The following is a 16,286-nucleotide window of genomic DNA, read 5'->3' as shown; positions in this document are numbered from 1 at the left end:
CATAGTCGTCAATAAAACGTCGATTTGAAGGGAACGATCGCCGAGCCCATGGCGGCGGCGTCGCCTGATATCTCTGACACGATGAGCTTGGGGTGCGGGCGCGGCACGCCGTAGCGCGGGCGGCCGAAAAGTTCGGTGCGGTCGCTCAGCATCTGCGCCAGTCCCGGCGGCACCTGGCCGCCGAAGACGATTGCCTGCGGGTCGTAGATCGCCCAGATGGCGTTGACGAGACGGTTGTAGGCGGGGGTGATCTCCTCGACCCATTCCGCCACACCCGGCCATTTCGGATCGAAATGTCTGCGCAGATAGGGGATCGACGGCACGTCGACATTGTGGCGCTTGAGCTTCTCCAGGAGAAACTGCAGGGCCGGGCGGTGGAGGATCTCCTCGTCATCGAACATGCCGGAGAATTCGCCGGCATTGCCATTGCCGCCGGCCAGAAGTTCGCCATCGTTGATCAGGCCCCCGCCAAAGCCGTAATTGAAGCTGAGATAGGCGAAGTGCCTGACGAAGCGGCCGCAGCCGAACATCGCCTCTGCAACTGCACCGGCGCTACCGCCGTTCAGCAGCCAGACGGGCTTTTTAAAAGTATCGGTCAGCAGCGGCCCGAGCTCGATCAGCGACCATTCATGCAGCGGCATCGAGGCGTTGTATTTTGTCCCTGATATCAGAGCGCCGGCAATGCCGAAGCCGATACCGAAGAAGGTCTCATCGTCGAGGCCGTTCTGCTGCTGCAGGTCCGCGATGCGGTCGCGAACGCGGTCCAGCGCCTGGTTCATGCCGAGCTCCCTCAGCGAGATGTCGCTTTCGCCGAGCACATTGCCTGACAGATCCACCAGGCAGATGTCGACCACGTCGGAATTGACGGAAATGCCCACCGAATAGGCGTGGCGGCCGTTGAGACTGAGCATGGGGCTCGGCTGGCCGCGGCCGAGGCCGGGCTTGGGAGACCCCAGCGAAACGATGCCGCGCTCGACGAGCTGGTCGATGATGCGATGGACCGATTGCTGCGTCAGGTCCGTATGGCCGGTGATCTCCGATCGCGACAGGCCGGGATTGCGCCAGATGAGTTTCAGCAGGCTGCGCTCATTCGAGGAGACGACGATTTCTTCGCCCGGACGCCGGAACCGCGAGGCGATCAACGGTTCTGGAGAATAAGCCATGACGCACCCCTAATATACTACAAAAGTGTAACACTGAAGCCGAAAGCAACCGCTGGTGACTGCATATCGGGCTTTTCTGGTCCAATCAAGCCAGATCTCGTCATCCGTTTGTTACACATAAAGTGTATTAACCCGGCCGTTCACGATCCGGATACCGATCCGGCGGGTCTCACAATTCAGGCGAGGGCAAAATGAAGATTTCCATTCTGGTGGCTGCGGCCGCCCTGATGACGGCTGCGTGTTCTTCTGCGCAAGCTGCCAATTTCGAATTCTGGTATGGCAATACGGGAAGCGTCGAAAAGGCGATCCTGGCGCAATGCGACGCCTTCAATGCGTCGCAGTCGAAAGACCATGTGACATGCGTCGGGCAGGGCAGCTACGAAGTGTCCATGCAGAAGGCGATCGCCGCCTACCGCTCCAACAAGCATCCGGTGCTGATCCAGTTCTTCGATGCCGGCACGCTCGACCTCTTGCTGTCGGACGCCGTCGTGCCGGTTCAGGACGTGCTGCCGGATGTCGACTGGAACAACTACATCAAGGGTGCACGCTCCTATTACGAGACGTCGGGCGGCAAGCTCTATTCGCAACCCTATAATGCTTCGACGCTGCTCTTCTACGTCAACAAGACCGAGCTCGAGAAAGCCGGCGTCACCGAGATGCCGAAGACCTGGGAAGACATTATCGAGGCGGCCCGCAAGCTGAAGGCATCAGGCCACGCATGCCCGTTTGTCACGGACGGCGACACCTGGCGCGTGCTCGAGCAGTTCTCCGCTCGTCACGGCCTGCCGATCGCTTCCAAGCACAACGGCTATGACGGCCTCGATGCCGAGTATGTCTTCAACACGACTTTCGCAGCCAAGCATCTCGCCAATCTCGTCGAGTGGCGCAAGGAAGGCCTCGTCAGGCTCAACACGGATACCAAGGCCGGCAACTACACGGCCGCCTTCAATGCCGGCGAATGCGCCATGATGGAAGGCTCTTCAGGCTCTTATACGGATTCGGCCAAGGCCTTTGCCGGCAAATACGAACTCGCCGTCGACATGGCGCCGATGTACAAGGGATACGAGCGCCACAATACCTTCGTCGGCGGCGCTTCCATCTACATCATGAAGGGTCATGACCAGGCAGAGATCGACGGCGCCAAGGCATTCCTCGATTTCCTGCGCAAGCCCGAGCAGCAGATGTTCATGACGGCATCGACAGGCTACGTGCCCGTCACCAACGACGTTCTCGATGCGATCGCCAGGAGCCCCGATGCGGGCTCCGCCAAATATGCGACGGCTGGTGTCGGCATCCAATCCATGAACGAGCCCGGCACGCCGGACACCCGCGGCATCCGCCTCGGCTTCTACGTGCAGTTCCGCTCGATCTTCATGGAAGAAACCCAGAAGGCATACGCCGGCACGCAGACCATGCAGGTGGCGCTCGATAACACCAAGAAGCGTGGCGACGAGCTGCTGCGCCGCTTCGAGCAGACCTACAAGACGGCAAAGCTGCCCTGATCCATGTCAGGTGCGGCGCTCCCGTCGCCGCACCTGCTTTCCTCGAAATGGACATGCGTGATGTCGTCGGAATCTTCGCTTTTCAGCCATCGCTGGCTGCCGCTTTTGCTGGCCGCCCCCATGCTGCTCTTGATCCTCATCTTCTTCTACGCACCGGTTATCCAGGCCTTCTACTGGTCCTTCTTTCTGGAGCGGCCCTTCGGCGGCGGGTCGGAATTCGTCGGCTGGGATAATTTCCGCCGTGTGCTTGCCGATCCGGAATTCTGGAATGCCGGCTGGCGCACCGTCATCTTCATGGTCGTCGCCTCGTCACTATCAGTGCTTCTGCCACTGATCCTGGCGGTCGCTGCCGACCGGAAAATCCGGCTGTCACTGACGGCCCGCAATGTGCTGGTCTGGCCGAAGGGTGTGGCGGGCGCTTCGATCGGCGTCGTCTTCGCCTTCGTCTTCAATCCCTTCGTCGGTATTCTGGCACCCATCAACCATTTTTTCCCGGGTGCCTGGGCGCCGGGTCTCGATGGAACGGATGCCTTCATCACACTCATCATCGCGCATGTCTGGGGCGGCATTCCCTTCAATTTCGTCATCCTGCTCGCCGGGCTGCAATCCATTCCGCGCACCATGTTTCAGGCGGCGGCCATGGACGGTGCCGGACCCTGGCGGCGCATCTTCGACGTGCAGTTGCCGCTGATCATGCCGCAGCTTTTCCTGACGCTGGTGCTGGAATTTACCGAAAGCGTCACCTCGGCCTTCGCGCTGATCGATACGATCACCAAGGGCGGGCCGGGCGGCTCCACAAACCTGCTGGTCTACAAGATCTATACCGATGGCTTCAGCGGATACGACCTGTCAGGCGCCTCCACCCAGACGGCCATTCTGATGATCTTCGTCGTCCTTCTCACCGCTGCGCAATTCCTGCTTCTCGGCCGCAGCGTCAACTACGAACGGTAGGAGAGAGCCATGATCGAAAACGCTCGCTCGCTCAATTTCGCCGCCAGCGCCATTCTGGCTGTCGGTATCATCTTCATTCTCGGACCGCTCTACCTGACGCTCGCCAATGCCTCGCAACCCTACGAGTTTCTGCTGCGCAACGGGCTTGCCTGGTATCCTGGCGACCATTTCATCGCCAATGTCATGCGCGTCTTTACCGAGACACGCATCCCGATCCAGATGCTGAACAGCATGCTGGTGGCGCTTTATGATGCCTTCTTCACCTGCGCGCTGTCGTTCCTGACAGCCTATGCGCTCGTCTATTTCCGCATCCGCTGGGCAGGTATCGCTTTCGCCGCAATCCTGGCGACGATCATGCTGCCGATCGATATCCGCGTCATCACCACCTATCAGGTGGCGGCGAACATCTTTTCACCACTGAATACGCTGCTTGATCTGACCGGCGCCAATGCGCTGATCGAAAGCCTGTTCGGTGCGCCGGTTCATCTCGAACTGAGCGTGCTCGACACGCATTTCGGCCTCGTGGCGCCACTGGTTGCGCATGGCACCGGCACCTTCCTGTTCCGGCAGTTCTTCCGCACGCTGCCATCGGATCTCTTCAAGGCGGCGCGCATGGATGGGGCAGGGCCGATCCGCTTCCTCTTCCATATCCTGTTGCCGATCTCGCGCAGCAGTTTTGCAGCCCTCTTCGTGCTGACCTTCCTCGGCGGTTGGACGCAGTATCTCTGGCCACTGGTGGCTGCCTCCAAGCCCGAGATGACGACGGCGGTCGTCGGCCTGGCGCGGCTTGTGCCCGACATGGAAGGCGAAGTTCCGGACTTCCCGATGATCATGGCCGGTGTCGTGGTCGTCTCGCTAATTCCCCTTGTCATGATTGCGCTTTTGCAGCGCTACCTCGTGCAGGGCCTTGTTCTTTCGGAGAAATGACGTGAACGCCATCGATACCGCCATCCGCACCGCGGCCACCAACATCACGCTTGCAGGCGTCACCAAGGCATACGACACGAAATCGACAGTCATCCCGCCGCTCGATGTCGAGTTGCGTGCCGGCGAATTCACCGTCGTACTCGGCCCATCCGGCTGCGGGAAATCCACGCTGCTGCAGATGATCGCAGGGCTCGAGGCCGTCAGCGGCGGCAAGATCCTGTTCGGCAATCGCGAGGTGCAGGGCCTGGAGCCCAAGCAGCGCGGCTGCGCCATGGTCTTCCAGAATTACGCGCTCTACCCGCATATGACTGTGTTCCAGAACATGGCCTATAGCCTGCGGGTCGCCGGTCTTCCGAAGGCCGAGCGCCAGCAGCGGGTCGGCGCGGTCGCCGACATGCTCGGGCTTTCTGCCTATCTCGACCGCAAGCCGGGACAGCTCTCGGGCGGTCAACGCCAGCGTGTGGCGATCGGCCGGGCGATCGTGCGTGAGCCCGGCGTGCTGCTCTTCGATGAGCCGCTTTCCAATCTCGATGCGCAGTTGCGTCACGACATGCGCGTCGAGCTCGCCGATCTGCACCGGCGCATCGGTGCCACCACGGTTTTCGTGACCCATGACCAGGTCGAGGCGATGACGCTCGCCGACCGAATCCTGATCCTCAACAGGGGCAGCATCGAGCAGTTCGATACGCCGAAGGCGATCTATCATCGCCCGGCCTCGGTCTTCGTCGCGAAATTCATCGGCGCGCCGCCGATGAATATCCTGCCTGTGACATCAGACGGTTCGGCGCTGCGCCTGGCAGACGGACAGGCGGTTGCAGAATACCACAAGGCGGGCAAGTTCCAGCTCGGCATTCGCCCCGAAGATATTGTCATCGAAGCGAGGGGCGCGATCAAAGGCCGGCTGCGGCATTTCGAGGATCTCGGCTCGCATGCGGTACTGGCTGCCGATCTCGCCGGCACGCCTATTCGTATCGCCACACCCTTCGGCGCCGATATCGATCCTGCCGCCGAGCTTTCCTTCTCCTTCCCACGATCCCGGTTGCACCTGTTTGACGGCGAAACGGGGCGCGCCATTGCGGATGCATTCGCCGAGCATTGAAAGATCTATCCATGAACTACACTGACTATGTGCGCGCACCCCAAAGGGACTGTGCGGTCGTGGCGCATCGCGGCATCTGGCGCGAGGCTCCCGAGAACAGCCTTGCAGCCATCGAAGCGGCGATCCGCGCGGGGTGCGATGTCGTCGAGATCGACGTGCGCCGCAGCGCCGATGGCGGGCTCTTCCTGCTGCATGACAAGACCTTACTGCGCATGGCCGGCATCGATGCGATGGCGGAGGCGCTGAGTTCCGAGCGCCTCGCGAGTCTCACGCTGAAAAACCGCGATGGCAGCGAAGGCAATGAGATGACCGGCGAGAAACTGCCTGGCCTGCGAGAACTGTTCGATCTCACCCGCGATCGCATCTTCGTGCATCTCGATGTGAAGGACAGGGCGGTCATCCCCGAGGTCATCGCCTGTGCCTGCAACATGGGCGTCGAGGCCCAGGTTGATTTCTGGGGCAGCCTCCGCACGGCCGAGGATCTTGCCTGGGTGCGCGAGACGGTCATCCCGCATGGCGTGCTGTTCATGGCGAAGTCGCGGATCGACGCTACGCATGCCAAGGCCGAGCTGGATCTCCTGTTCCGACTCGCACCACCCGTTTGCGAAGTCTGCTTCGACCACATCGACGATATCTCGGCTCTCCATGCCCGTATCGGCGAGACGGACATGAAACTATGGGCCAATACGCTCGATTCCGTCGCCTTTGCCGGCTTCACCGATACGGCCGCCATTGAGGATCCCGACGCCATCTGGGGCCGGCTCATCGAGGCCGGCATTTCGTTTATCCAGACCGATGAACCGGTCGCACTGAAATCATACCTCGCCAGCCGTCGCGGCTGACACATAAGGAAAGACCATGAGCTACAAAGACTTCATCAACGACCCGAGCCGCTCCTGCGCCATCGTCGCCCATCGCGGCGCCTGGCATGGCGCGCCGGAAAACAGCCTGGCCTCCATCGAGAACGCCATTGCCGTCGGCGCCGATATCGTCGAAATCGACGTGCGCAAGAGCGCCGATGGCGAGCTTTTCCTGATGCATGACGATACGCTCTCGCGCATGGCCGGCATCGACCGCGATGCGGAAACTTTCACCATGGCCGAACTGCAGGCGATCACGCTGCGCGAAGACAATGGCGGCGAAAATCGCGCCGTCACCGACCAGCGCATTCCGACCTTGAAACAGGCCTTTGAAGCCATTCGCGGCCGCATCTTTGCGGATCTCGACCTCAAGGATCGCGGGTTGTTTTCGGAAGTGGCGGCCTGCGCCCGCGAGATGGGCGTCGCATCTTCCGTCGACCTCAAGACCGTCGTAATGAACCGCGCAGACATCGACTGGGTGCGCGCCCAGACTATCGAAGGCGTGCCCTTCATGGCGATGGCGCAGTTTTCGGCTGGCGATGTCGGCGACAGGCTGGCGCTGCTCTCGGAGCTCAAGCCCTTCATGTGCGAGTTGCGCTTCGACGATCTCAAGACTATCGCAAACAATCAGCAGCTCTTCAGGGATGCCAATATGGCGATCTGGTTCAATACGCTTGACATGGCTGCCAGCGGCGAATGGACCGATCCCAAGGCTCTTGCCGATCCCCACGCCATCTGGGGCCGCCTGATGGATGCCGGCATCAGCACTATCCAGACTGACGAGCCGGCTGCCCTGCGGCACTATATCGAGGCCCGGAAATCGGCACGGAAGCCGGCTAAAGCCCACGTCGCGGGTTGATCCTCTGCCGATACGCGGGCCATCCGCCGCAAGACGAGGTGGCCAGCGTCGGGTTATTTCACCGGCACAACGAGCGGTGACCCCTTGGTGACGATATAGGTCGCCAGTTCCGAGGCCTTGCCAATGCCGACGTTCCTTGCCGAATGGGCAATGCCCGAGGGGATGAAGAGCGACTGGCCGGCCTTGAGTGTCACCGGTTTCCGGCCATCGAGCTCATACTCCAACGAACCTTCGATGACATAGGCGATCTCTTCGCCCGGATGCTGGTGCTTCTGCGCAAAGGCGCCGGGGGCGAAATCGACGCGGACCTGGGCGGCCTGGTGGCCGGGCACGTCGATATCAGCATGGACGAGGTCGGTGCGCTCTATCGGTTGGTCGGCATAGGCAGGCGTCAGTTGCATAGCGCCGGTGGCGAGCAGGGCGCTCATTGCCATGATCTTGATCGCGTTCATTTGCATATCCTTCCGTCAGTTGCTTGCCCCCATGATCGGGCGACAGGGTCATTTGAGCAGAGGGATGAATTGGAAATGTTTCCGCCATCAGGGCTTTTTGTATCGCCATGTATCTGCGCGACCGGTGAGGGATCGAAGCCGTATTCTCCGGCCAGCGCCCTTGGCGGCCAGGCATGCGCAGCCAATGGGTCGGGTGCAGGAATGCCGCGACAACGACCGGAGACGGTGGTAAAATTATATGTTGGTTGCTCGTCTTGTGGGGGATGAGGCATGGGCAAGCTTGCGGAAGGGCCTTCAGTTACGCCGTCTTCTTCCGTGGGAAGGGCCATTGTGGACGAGGTCCGTCAATCGCCCCTTCTCGCGCTCATTGTTTTCGTGCCTGTGGTGCTGGTGCTGGAGCGGCTTATGCCCGACTCGCACACGCTGCTGTTCCTGCTATCGGTCGTGGCGATCATACCTCTTGCCGCTCTCCTGAGCCGGGCAACCGAGGCAGTCGCCGCGAAGACCGGAGACGCGGTCGGCGGACTGCTCAATGCCACGCTTGGGAACCTGACCGAACTCGTCATTTCGCTGGCGGCGCTGCAGGCGGGGCAATATCTGCTGGTCAAGGCGTCAATAGCGGGCGCGATCGTTACCAATACGCTGTTCATGCTGGGCGGCTCCTTCCTGCTCGGCGGGCTCAAGCATCACATTCAGGAATTCAACAGGGTCAATGCGCGCTTTCAGGCCTGCATGCTGTTCCTGGCAACGATCGCGGTTCTTGTGCCGTCGCTGCTCAGCGAAGCGGATCAGCCGCCGGCACCCGAGGTGTCGCAGACGCTGAGCCTCGGGCTTTCGGTCCTGCTCATCGTCGTCTACGCACTCGGCATGTTCTTTTCGCTGCGCACGCACAAGGAACTTTTCGCCAGCGTCAGCCATGGCGGCGAAGAGGAGAAACACTGGCCGATGACGCTGGCTCTCGTCCTGCTCGTCGTCGTGACGCTGCTGGTGGCGCTGGTCAGCGAGATCTTCGTCGGATCGGTGCAGGTTGCCGCCGAACATCTCGGCATGACGCCGGCCTTTGTCGGTTTCATCGTCGTGGCGCTGGTGGGCGCGGCCGCGGAAATGACGACGGCCTTTTCCGCGGCGCGTGCCGATCGGCTGGATCTCAGCGTCGGCATTGCGCTCGGCAGTGCTGCCCAGATTGCGCTCTTCGTCGCGCCTCTCCTGGTGGTGGTCAGCTATTTCATCGGCCCGGAACCGATGACGCTGCAATTCTGGCGCGGCGCGGTGACAATGATGATCGTTGCCACGCTCGCCGCCACGCTCTTGTCCAATGGCGGACGCGGCGCCTGGTATGCGGGGGTCATGGCTCTGGCACTTTACGGGATTTTCGCTTTCACCCTGTTCGTCCTGCCGCCGGCAAGTCCGTCCTGATCATTCAACCCGCAAAATGGCGGCCGGGAACGCGTGCGTGATGGATTGGCCCTATGGATTGCAGGAGGGGAATGGCAGGGACATGACGACAAAAGTCGGCACGACATTTCAATCGAGTACATGGATGAGACGGCTGTTCTTCGCGGCGCTTTTCAACCAGATCCGCATCCTCTGGCCGATTTTTTCCGGCGTGCTGATCGTCATGGTCGGAGCAGGCGCCGTTGTCGGCTGGATCGAGGGCTGGGGCATCGGTGAGAGCCTGTATTTCACCTTCGTCACCGGCCTGACGATCGGCTACGGCGATCTTGCGCCGAAGAGTACGATAGCACGCATCCTATTCGTGCCGATCGGCCTTTGCGGCATCATACTAACCGGCCTTGTTGCCGCCGTCAGTGTGCAGGCGCTCGATGCGGCGGGCCGCACCCGAACCGAACGGGATGATCTCACCGATATCAGATCATAGGGAGTAACGCTCCAGCGACACCGGGCATCAATCGCGTCTGACTTTCGTGGTAGTGGAGGTGAAGGTCGAGGGAGCGGCATCCTCGTGGCAAACGGTCGGCAAGGGCGGAATCGTCAAGCAGCGCGGCTTCTGCCCGACATGCGGTTCGGCCGTCTACATGACGTTCGCCGATATGCCCGAGGTCTTCATTGTCACGCCGGCAAGCCTCGACGACCCAAGCCGCTATCAGCCGCAACTGGTGTCCTGGACCGCAGCCGGATATGCCCGGGAGCACCTCGATCCGGCCGTGCTGAAATTCGAGAAGATGCCCCCAGTGTGGGGAATGCGAAGATGCCGGCGGTACCCGCTTGCGGCACGGCTCCGATTGCCCTGATAATGGCGTCACCGAAGCTACTGCCAACATGCAGGTGACGTCTTGCCCTTTGCCGTATATTTGGAGTTGGACCCGTACAGCACCGCAGAACTTCAGCCGATCGTTGAGCATGTTGAGCGTATTTCGCCCAATGCCAGGACCCCGCGTCGGCTGAACATCGAGCCGCATATATCGCTTGCCGTCTACGACGGGCTCGACCCCGAGCCTCTTTTCAGAGCGCTCGACCGGTTCAGCGACGGCATGCGCGCGCCTGTCGTCAGGCTTTCCAGTGTTGGTCTCTTTCCCGGACCGGCACCCGTCCTCTTCGCAGCGCCCGTCGTCTCCGCTGAGTTGCTTGCCCTGCATCGGGATTTCCACGCGGCCGTCGACTCGGCTGGGGCGGCGTGCTGGCCCTATTATCTACCCGGAAACTGGGTGCCGCATGTGACGCTCGGGGAACAATTGACCCCGGAGGAGGCAGGAGCGGCAATCAGCGGGGCGATGGGCCTCTGGCAGCCGATGAGCGCAAGCCTGCACCGGATCTCACTGGTTGCCTTCCATCCGGTCGAGCTCTTATGGCATCGGCAATTGCCGGCCTGATTTCCTCGTCAGCGATTACGCGCGCCAGAAGGGCGCTCTCGCCGGCGGCAAGCCATTTCCTAGACTGGCTGCGCGGCGCCTTCATGCGGGAGTAGATGGGTTTCGGCTCAGCGAAGAAACAGGTTCCGTGCAGACCAGATGCAGAGGGCCGCGGCGATCAGCCAGATGATGATGATCGCGATAAGCCCCGAACGGCTGACCGGGCGCTGCGCCCGTTGGGTGGCCATGTCCCGGAATTCCGCCATCAGCGGCTCCGGAATGAGGCGGATGGCGATGAGAATGCCGAACGGGACGATGATGAGATCATCGAGATAGCCGAGCACAGGCACGAAATCCGGGATGAGATCGACGGGCGAAAGCGCGTAGGCAGCAACCGCACCGGCGACGATCTTGGCCACAACAGGCGTGCGGCTGTCGCGCGCGGCAATCCAGAGTGCGACCACATCGCGTTTCACGGATCGCGCCCATTGTCTTGTCGCTTTCAGCCATTCGCTCATTCTTGCGCGGCTTAGAACTTCACCTTGAGCCCAAGCATCGGTCCCTGCTGGACCACGTCGAAGACGAATCCGTCGTTGCTGTAGTCGACCCCGAGTGCGCGGTAACCGGCAAGCGCCGAGACGGTATCGTTGAAGTTGTAGCCGATCGCCGCGGCGACGTCCCAATCGATGTCGGCACCGCCGGCACCGACAAGCCCCCAGCCGGTCAGGTAGATTTCCGGGGTGATGGAATAGGTCCCCTTGAAACCGGCCATGCCATCGACCCAGGTTGCCTCATCGGTGGCAGAACGTCCGTCGAGAACGCCGCCGCTGAAGGACAGTTCGCTTTTGACGGACCACACGCGCGCGCCGCCGACAATGTCGAGCCGCGCTGCATTGTCCTCGTAGACCGAGTAACCGGCACCAAGCAAGCCTGCGAAGGTTTCGGACGAGAGTTCGACGCCAGTCGCCAAAATCCCCCTCGGCGTGCCCGACTGACCTGATATCTTCAAATAGATTGCATCGCCGAAGATGCTGTACGGCCCGTAACGGGCTTCCCCCATCGCCATCGCACCGAAATCGAAGTGGTCGAGGATGTCGCTGAAGCTGGCATCGACATGAGCTTCCGGCAGTCCGAACTGGGCAATGTCACCCGACAGTCCTGCCGCCCAGAAATAAGGCACGAATGCAAAGGTCCAGCCACTTTCGGTCTTTATCGGCTGCACCTCCGGCGTCATCGGGGATTGGATGTCCGCGGCGAGGGTGCTGCCGGTGATGAAACAGATTCCGATGCAGACCAGAGTTCGAATGACAGAAGATCTCATTGGTTCCCCCACAAATGTTCAGCGCGCGATGAATGCCGAATCCCGCCCTGATAGCCTCGATCATGATCGAGGCCTCAGATTTTTCAAAATATTTTCGACTGCTAATATTTGCGGTTGCCGGCGGACGTGGCTTGATTGCCACAGTCGGTATCCGTTCTGTTCGCATTTGCCCGCATCTCCCGAATAGGCGTAGGTAATCATGGGAAGCGAAAAGCCCAGCTCCGGGGCTATGGCTGCGAAGCTGCCATATTGCCCTGGAAGCCAGAAACCGACACCACCCCCTCATCGGCGCGAGCGGCGATACAGGATATCAGGAACGCGAAAGTGAGCGTGGCGGGTTCGAGGCAATTCGATTCGCCCTATCAATGCAGCATCAAGCCGCCTCAATAACAGGTCGTCACCGCTTGGCCGTAGGCATCGTAGACGGTCCGGCAGCCGGTCGACGCCGCCGCGCCCACGGCGACGGCTCGGCGTGTGGTCCGCCTTGCCACGCCGGCATAGCTCATCGGCGTCGCCGGCCGACCGATACGCGCCTCAGCCTGGCCGACCCAGGTCTCGAGATTCGACAAAGAGGCATTGTCGGCCATGACCAGAGCGCTGAGGCCGACCATGCCAGCGATCATCGTTTTCGTGATGCTCATTGTTGCGCTCCTTCCGTCGCGGCAGGCGGCACCTCGTCGAGAGCCGAAAGGTCCTTGATGTCCACCTTCGAGCCCGCGCCATCGACCTTGAATTCAAACGCCGCATTCCCGATTGCCGCACCTGGCTTCCAATCCCGGACCTCGACCGTGTATTGCGGCGAGCCGGTCACCGTCTTGCTGGTGATCACCATCTTGCAGGGGATCGGTTCCGGACCTGTTCTGACCCAGAGCTGCCAATCGGTCTCGTTGTTCCTGAAGGCGAGGTGTTCGCACTCGACACCATCGATGACGCCCTGGCCGATGTATTTTGCGGCCAGCACGTCTGCGCTCAAGGCGCCATAGACATCGCTCAAGAGCAGATCAACGCCCGGCGCGCCGATGCCGAACTCGTGGCGCATGCGATCGACCAGGGCGTCAATCGTCCCACCGGCGCTCGCCTGCGCATACTTCTTGTTGTCGATGTCATGGATCGTCAGCGTGGTCCCGTCGAAGATCATCTCCACAGCCGCATAACCGCCAACACGCTCCGCTCTCAGTTTGTCGGGACGCTTCAACTGCAGGGTCGTCGAACTGTCGAACTGGATTTTCTCGAGTTCCGGCGTGATCACCTCGATGCTCGAGTTGAACTTCGCCGAGATCGCCGACTGTCTTGCCAGATAGTCCGACATCGACTTGAGAATGGCCTTGGGATCGGTTTTGCCGCCGTTCGCAAACGACGGCACGACTGCAACGCTTGCCAAGGCAAAGGCTATGATTGCCCTGCGAGCCGTCCGCAACCCCAGGAACTGTGCGAGAAAAGGCCTATCTGTGATGCCATTGCAATATCGCATCATCCCCCCCTTTAAAGGAATAGCCCAATTACACCTTCACCCCAGGCGTCAGTACCTACGCCCCGAAGCTGGGCCGCTCCTCAGCGAAGAATATCGCACTAACCGGAATTAAAATAAGTATTTTCTAATATATTCATCTGCCCGATATCATCGTCATTGACGCAGATCAAGGTCGTCAGCGCTTTGCGCCTATTTTGCGATATCCTGGGTCGAGTGCCGGGAGCAGAAGAAACTCAGCCTGGCGCCATGCTGAAATATGTTGCCGGGACAGGCGTAAATGTTTTCTGTTTGTTCTTTTTCGCCGTCACGTTACATTGCTCTCGCGCGCGACGCCGATTTTCGCGAAAAAGGAGTTTGCATGAAGGCGGTTTTGTTTGGGATTTTCTTGCTGGTCGCCGGGAATGCATCTGCTTCCTGCGATCTGGTTTCGGCTCCGTGTTCTACCGACAGTTCAGGCAATACCTATATCAGAGAGCAAAATCTCGGTGGCGGCTACAATACGTACCGAAACGGAGATCTCTATTCACAGACGCATCAGCAGCTCAATGGCACCTATCGAGAGACCTATTCGAGCGGCGGCTACCGGACTTATTACAGCGATCCCAATCGCCGCGAACCTTATCAGGAGGATCCGAAGGGCACGATCGGCCGCTGAGGAAGCCGATCCTCCTGCAGCACACTTTGGGGAGTCGCGACGACGGCACTATTGCTGTTCAAGCGGGCCGTGCATCCGCTCCACACCTTGCTGCTGGAATGCTCTAGTGATGCTTGAAATACTGCACCTCGCGCTCATGCTTTTCAGCCGCTTCCCGGGTCTTGAAGGTGCCAAGGTTCTTGCGCTTGTGCGTCTTCGCATCGGGTTTGCGGGAATAGAGACGATATTCACCTGACTTCAGTTTGCGGATCATCTGAACCTCCTGTGCTGAGGGTAAATCCCCGCAGCCTTATCCGGTTCCGGCTTGGCAGGACGATCTTTCTCAAGGTCACCGCACGGCGACAATGGGCCTGAGCGCGTCGATCAGCTCGGTGGAATCTCTGCGGACATCGGGCGTATTCGGCTCGACGTCGATGAGGCCGCCCCGGCTGTGAACCTCGTAAAGCTCGGTCAGGAGATCGGCGGCGCTGGCGCTCATCACCCGACCCAGGCTTTCCCGCCACAGCGAGCGGGGCAGGGCTTCAACCGCGTTCGTCGTCGCAATCAGATGATCGCTTCGATCAGAAACGGCCCGCGGCGCCTGAGGGCGCTGTCGAAGAGATCGGCAAATTGCTCGCAGCTGTGTGCACCTGCGGCATCGACGCCCATGCCCTTGGCGATCAATACCCAGTCCCAGGCGGGGTGATCGAGGTCCATCATCCGGCGGGCGTTTTCGCCAATTCCGTTGACGCCGACATTGCGCATCTCGGCATGAAGCACGGCATAGGCGCGGTTGGCGAAGATGATCGTCACCACGTCGAGATTTTCACGCGCCTGCGTCCACAGGCCCTGCACCGTGTACATGGCGCTGCCATCTGCCTGCAGATTGATGACCTTCCGGTCGGGACAGGCGATTGCGGCACCCGTCGCAAGCGGTATGCCACAGCCTATCGAGCCGCCAGTGTTCATCAGGTAGTCGTGCGGCGCCGAGCCGGCTGAAAGTTCGAAGAAGCGGCGGGCCGAGGTGATCCCTTCGTCGCAGACGATGGCATTGTCGGGAAGTCTTTCCGCCACCATCACGGCGATCGCATCTTCGGTCAGATGCCCGAAAGGAACGATGTAGTCGTCGGAAGCGGAACTTGCCCTCGGCAGAGGCTGCGACGGCCTGACGCCGAGTTCGTCCCTGAGTGCTTCCAGCCCGCCTTTCAGATCTTCGCCATGTCTTGCAAGGGTCAGAACCTTGCAGCCTTTGCGCACCAGCCGTCCAGGCTTACCCGGATAGGCAAAGAAGGCGACAGGCTCGGGCGCGCCGACCAATACCAGCACATCGATATCGGCCAGCAGATCCAGGGCGGCGTCGATCGGGTAGGGGATGCGGGTCACGGCGACACGGCCGCGGCCACGTTCGACCCTCGGCAGTTGCATCTCGCTGAAGAGACGCACATCCCTGGCGGCTGCAATCGCACCCGCAATCTCCAGGCAGTCGGCGCGGGCAGCCGCACCGCTGACCAGAATTCCAGCCTCTCCGGGCGTGTCTCTGATGGCGGCGGCAACCTCGCGCACGCTATCCATGTTAACGGCATGAGGCTCCGGCCGCGACAGCCTGATCGGCTGCTCCGCCTCGACATCGCCCCAGGCAGCATCTGCCGGCAGGATGAGCGTTGCCACACCGGGCGGTGACATTGAGGCACGGTAGGCGGCCTCCGTCGCGCCGGCAATTTCTTCCGGGCTGCGGATACGGTGCACCCACTTGGACATCGCGCCCGCCAGGCTCTCGATGTCAGATGTCAGCGGCGCGTCGAGGGGAAGATGATAGGAGGCATGATCGCCGACGATGTTGATGACAGGTACTCTGGCGCGGCGGGCATTGTGGAGATTGGCAAGGCCATTGGCGAGCCCCGGCCCGGTGTGCAGCAATGTCGCCGCCGGGTGATCGGTCATGCGCGCATAACCATCGGCCGCGCCCGTCACCACGCCCTCGGAGAGACCGAGAACGCAGCGCATTTCGGGCTTGCGGTCGAGGGCGGCCACGAAATGCATTTCCGACGTGCCGGGATTGGCAAAGCACACCCTGACATCGTTTGCCAGGAGCGTATCACACAGGCTGTCCGCACCATTCATGGCAGTTCCCTCCCGCTTACTTCAGCCTTGCACGGGAAGAACATAAGCACAACCTTGAATAACGCGTCGGCACGCTTTCGTGACAGAGCGGAAAGCCTTCCTCACAGGCATTGGAT

The 16,286-nt window shown here is 60.8% G+C and carries 20 protein-coding genes; 11 read left to right on the top strand and 9 right to left on the bottom strand.

What is annotated here, in order from left to right:
• Positions 1 to 8 precede the first annotated feature (8 nt).
• The gene (locus KQ933_RS08620) at positions 9 to 1,163 is read right to left on the bottom strand and encodes an ROK family transcriptional regulator (RefSeq protein ID WP_216758381.1); all 1,155 of its coding nucleotides are present in this window, start codon (positions 1,161 to 1,163) and stop codon (positions 9 to 11) included.
• A 191-nt stretch (positions 1,164 to 1,354) separates the two neighbouring features.
• Between KQ933_RS08620 and KQ933_RS08615 the strand changes: the two genes are divergently transcribed.
• Genes KQ933_RS08615 through KQ933_RS08590 form a run of 6 tightly spaced genes read left to right on the top strand, consistent with a single transcriptional unit; the run spans position 1,355 to position 7,361 of the window.
• On the top strand, positions 1,355 to 2,665 hold the full coding sequence (locus tag KQ933_RS08615) for an extracellular solute-binding protein (protein ID WP_216758380.1): 1,311 nt from the start codon (positions 1,355 to 1,357) through the stop codon (positions 2,663 to 2,665).
• A 60-nt stretch (positions 2,666 to 2,725) separates the two neighbouring features.
• Positions 2,726 to 3,616, top strand: coding sequence for a carbohydrate ABC transporter permease (locus KQ933_RS08610; protein WP_216758379.1), 891 nt, complete (start codon positions 2,726 to 2,728; stop codon positions 3,614 to 3,616).
• Between the two features lie 9 nt (positions 3,617 to 3,625).
• Positions 3,626 to 4,543 (top strand): carbohydrate ABC transporter permease, encoded by a 918-nt coding sequence (locus KQ933_RS08605; protein WP_216758378.1) that lies wholly within the window; start codon positions 3,626 to 3,628, stop codon positions 4,541 to 4,543.
• A 1-nt stretch (position 4,544) separates the two neighbouring features.
• Complete coding sequence (locus KQ933_RS08600; RefSeq protein WP_216758377.1) at positions 4,545 to 5,642, top strand: ABC transporter ATP-binding protein; 1,098 nt, start codon at positions 4,545 to 4,547, stop codon at positions 5,640 to 5,642.
• Positions 5,643 to 5,653: 11 nt separating this feature from the next.
• On the top strand, positions 5,654 to 6,484 hold the full coding sequence (locus tag KQ933_RS08595; RefSeq protein WP_216758376.1) for a glycerophosphodiester phosphodiesterase family protein: 831 nt from the start codon (positions 5,654 to 5,656) through the stop codon (positions 6,482 to 6,484).
• A 16-nt stretch (positions 6,485 to 6,500) separates the two neighbouring features.
• Positions 6,501 to 7,361: a glycerophosphodiester phosphodiesterase family protein gene (locus tag KQ933_RS08590; protein WP_216758375.1), complete on the top strand. Its 861-nt coding sequence runs from the start codon at positions 6,501 to 6,503 to the stop codon at positions 7,359 to 7,361.
• A 53-nt stretch (positions 7,362 to 7,414) separates the two neighbouring features.
• Here KQ933_RS08590 and KQ933_RS08585 read toward each other — a convergent pair whose 3' ends face one another.
• Positions 7,415 to 7,813: a cupin domain-containing protein gene (locus KQ933_RS08585; protein ID WP_216758374.1), complete on the bottom strand. Its 399-nt coding sequence runs from the start codon at positions 7,811 to 7,813 to the stop codon at positions 7,415 to 7,417.
• 270 nt (positions 7,814 to 8,083) lie between these two features.
• On the opposite strand from KQ933_RS08585, the gene cax reads away from it, so the two are divergent.
• From cax to KQ933_RS08565, 4 genes are all read left to right on the top strand, one after another.
• The gene (gene cax / locus KQ933_RS08580; protein WP_216758373.1) at positions 8,084 to 9,229 is read left to right on the top strand and encodes a calcium/proton exchanger; all 1,146 of its coding nucleotides are present in this window, start codon (positions 8,084 to 8,086) and stop codon (positions 9,227 to 9,229) included.
• Positions 9,230 to 9,353: 124 nt separating this feature from the next.
• Positions 9,354 to 9,692 carry a potassium channel family protein gene (locus KQ933_RS08575; RefSeq protein WP_216758846.1) on the top strand — a complete coding sequence of 113 codons (339 nt, stop codon included), beginning with the start codon at positions 9,354 to 9,356 and terminating at the stop codon, positions 9,690 to 9,692.
• Positions 9,693 to 9,750: 58 nt separating this feature from the next.
• Complete coding sequence (locus KQ933_RS08570) at positions 9,751 to 10,065, top strand: GFA family protein (protein WP_253958291.1); 315 nt, start codon at positions 9,751 to 9,753, stop codon at positions 10,063 to 10,065.
• Between the two features lie 42 nt (positions 10,066 to 10,107).
• The gene (locus tag KQ933_RS08565; protein WP_216758372.1) at positions 10,108 to 10,644 is read left to right on the top strand and encodes a 2'-5' RNA ligase family protein; all 537 of its coding nucleotides are present in this window, start codon (positions 10,108 to 10,110) and stop codon (positions 10,642 to 10,644) included.
• A 107-nt stretch (positions 10,645 to 10,751) separates the two neighbouring features.
• On the opposite strand, the gene KQ933_RS08560 is transcribed toward KQ933_RS08565, so the two are convergent.
• The 4 genes from KQ933_RS08560 to KQ933_RS08545 all read right to left on the bottom strand — a co-directional run bounded on the left by KQ933_RS08560 (position 10,752) and on the right by KQ933_RS08545 (position 13,307).
• Positions 10,752 to 11,141: a YkvA family protein gene (locus KQ933_RS08560; protein ID WP_216758371.1), complete on the bottom strand. Its 390-nt coding sequence runs from the start codon at positions 11,139 to 11,141 to the stop codon at positions 10,752 to 10,754.
• Positions 11,142 to 11,152: 11 nt separating this feature from the next.
• On the bottom strand, positions 11,153 to 11,944 hold the full coding sequence (locus KQ933_RS08555) for a hypothetical protein (protein WP_216758370.1): 792 nt from the start codon (positions 11,942 to 11,944) through the stop codon (positions 11,153 to 11,155).
• A gap of 383 nt (positions 11,945 to 12,327) precedes the next feature.
• The gene (locus KQ933_RS08550) at positions 12,328 to 12,531 is read right to left on the bottom strand and encodes a hypothetical protein (RefSeq protein ID WP_253958321.1); all 204 of its coding nucleotides are present in this window, start codon (positions 12,529 to 12,531) and stop codon (positions 12,328 to 12,330) included.
• A gap of 50 nt (positions 12,532 to 12,581) precedes the next feature.
• On the bottom strand, positions 12,582 to 13,307 hold the full coding sequence (locus tag KQ933_RS08545) for a DUF2092 domain-containing protein (protein ID WP_253958290.1): 726 nt from the start codon (positions 13,305 to 13,307) through the stop codon (positions 12,582 to 12,584).
• Between the two features lie 466 nt (positions 13,308 to 13,773).
• On the opposite strand from KQ933_RS08545, the gene KQ933_RS08540 reads away from it, so the two are divergent.
• Entirely contained in the window at positions 13,774 to 14,070 is a 297-nt protein-coding gene (locus KQ933_RS08540) for a hypothetical protein (RefSeq protein WP_216758368.1), read from the top strand.
• Between the two features lie 103 nt (positions 14,071 to 14,173).
• On the opposite strand, the gene KQ933_RS08535 is transcribed toward KQ933_RS08540, so the two are convergent.
• From KQ933_RS08535 to KQ933_RS08525, 3 genes are all read right to left on the bottom strand, one after another.
• Positions 14,174 to 14,323 carry a hypothetical protein gene (locus KQ933_RS08535; protein ID WP_113308362.1) on the bottom strand — a complete coding sequence of 50 codons (150 nt, stop codon included), beginning with the start codon at positions 14,321 to 14,323 and terminating at the stop codon, positions 14,174 to 14,176.
• Between the two features lie 75 nt (positions 14,324 to 14,398).
• Complete coding sequence (locus tag KQ933_RS08530) at positions 14,399 to 14,548, bottom strand: hypothetical protein (protein WP_216758367.1); 150 nt, start codon at positions 14,546 to 14,548, stop codon at positions 14,399 to 14,401.
• Between the two features lie 65 nt (positions 14,549 to 14,613).
• Positions 14,614 to 16,170 carry an acetolactate synthase large subunit gene (locus tag KQ933_RS08525; RefSeq protein WP_216758366.1) on the bottom strand — a complete coding sequence of 519 codons (1,557 nt, stop codon included), beginning with the start codon at positions 16,168 to 16,170 and terminating at the stop codon, positions 14,614 to 14,616.
• Positions 16,171 to 16,286: the final 116 nt, after the last annotated feature.

The organism is Rhizobium sp. WYJ-E13, from assembly GCF_018987265.1.
In the GTDB taxonomy this organism is placed as follows: domain Bacteria; phylum Pseudomonadota; class Alphaproteobacteria; order Rhizobiales; family Rhizobiaceae; genus Rhizobium.
The sequence above is the reverse complement of the archived record's forward strand: the minus strand, read 5'-3'. Positions and strand labels throughout refer to the sequence as shown.

Bases quoted from the DNA above. Each gene is read 5' to 3' on its own strand.
- KQ933_RS08535 (WP_113308362.1), bottom strand. From the start codon at position 14,323: ATGATCCGCAAACTGAAGTCAGGTGAATATCGTCTCTATTCCCGCAAA.
- KQ933_RS08585 (WP_216758374.1), bottom strand. From the start codon at position 7,813: ATGAACGCGATCAAGATCATGGCAATGAGCGCCCTGCTCGCCACCGGC.
- KQ933_RS08620 (WP_216758381.1), bottom strand. From the start codon at position 1,163: ATGGCTTATTCTCCAGAACCGTTGATCGCCTCGCGGTTCCGGCGTCCG.
- cax (WP_216758373.1), top strand. From the start codon at position 8,084: ATGGGCAAGCTTGCGGAAGGGCCTTCAGTTACGCCGTCTTCTTCCGTG.
- KQ933_RS08530 (WP_216758367.1), bottom strand. From the start codon at position 14,548: ATGAGCGCCAGCGCCGCCGATCTCCTGACCGAGCTTTACGAGGTTCAC.
- KQ933_RS08590 (WP_216758375.1), top strand. From the start codon at position 6,501: ATGAGCTACAAAGACTTCATCAACGACCCGAGCCGCTCCTGCGCCATC.
- KQ933_RS08555 (WP_216758370.1), bottom strand. From the start codon at position 11,944: ATGAGATCTTCTGTCATTCGAACTCTGGTCTGCATCGGAATCTGTTTC.
- KQ933_RS08605 (WP_216758378.1), top strand. From the start codon at position 3,626: ATGATCGAAAACGCTCGCTCGCTCAATTTCGCCGCCAGCGCCATTCTG.
- KQ933_RS08525 (WP_216758366.1), bottom strand. From the start codon at position 16,170: ATGAATGGTGCGGACAGCCTGTGTGATACGCTCCTGGCAAACGATGTC.
- KQ933_RS08540 (WP_216758368.1), top strand. From the start codon at position 13,774: ATGAAGGCGGTTTTGTTTGGGATTTTCTTGCTGGTCGCCGGGAATGCA.
- KQ933_RS08575 (WP_216758846.1), top strand. From the start codon at position 9,354: ATGAGACGGCTGTTCTTCGCGGCGCTTTTCAACCAGATCCGCATCCTC.
- KQ933_RS08560 (WP_216758371.1), bottom strand. From the start codon at position 11,141: ATGAGCGAATGGCTGAAAGCGACAAGACAATGGGCGCGATCCGTGAAA.
- KQ933_RS08610 (WP_216758379.1), top strand. From the start codon at position 2,726: ATGTCGTCGGAATCTTCGCTTTTCAGCCATCGCTGGCTGCCGCTTTTG.
- KQ933_RS08615 (WP_216758380.1), top strand. From the start codon at position 1,355: ATGAAGATTTCCATTCTGGTGGCTGCGGCCGCCCTGATGACGGCTGCG.
- KQ933_RS08550 (WP_253958321.1), bottom strand. From the start codon at position 12,531: ATGGCCGACAATGCCTCTTTGTCGAATCTCGAGACCTGGGTCGGCCAG.
- KQ933_RS08595 (WP_216758376.1), top strand. From the start codon at position 5,654: ATGAACTACACTGACTATGTGCGCGCACCCCAAAGGGACTGTGCGGTC.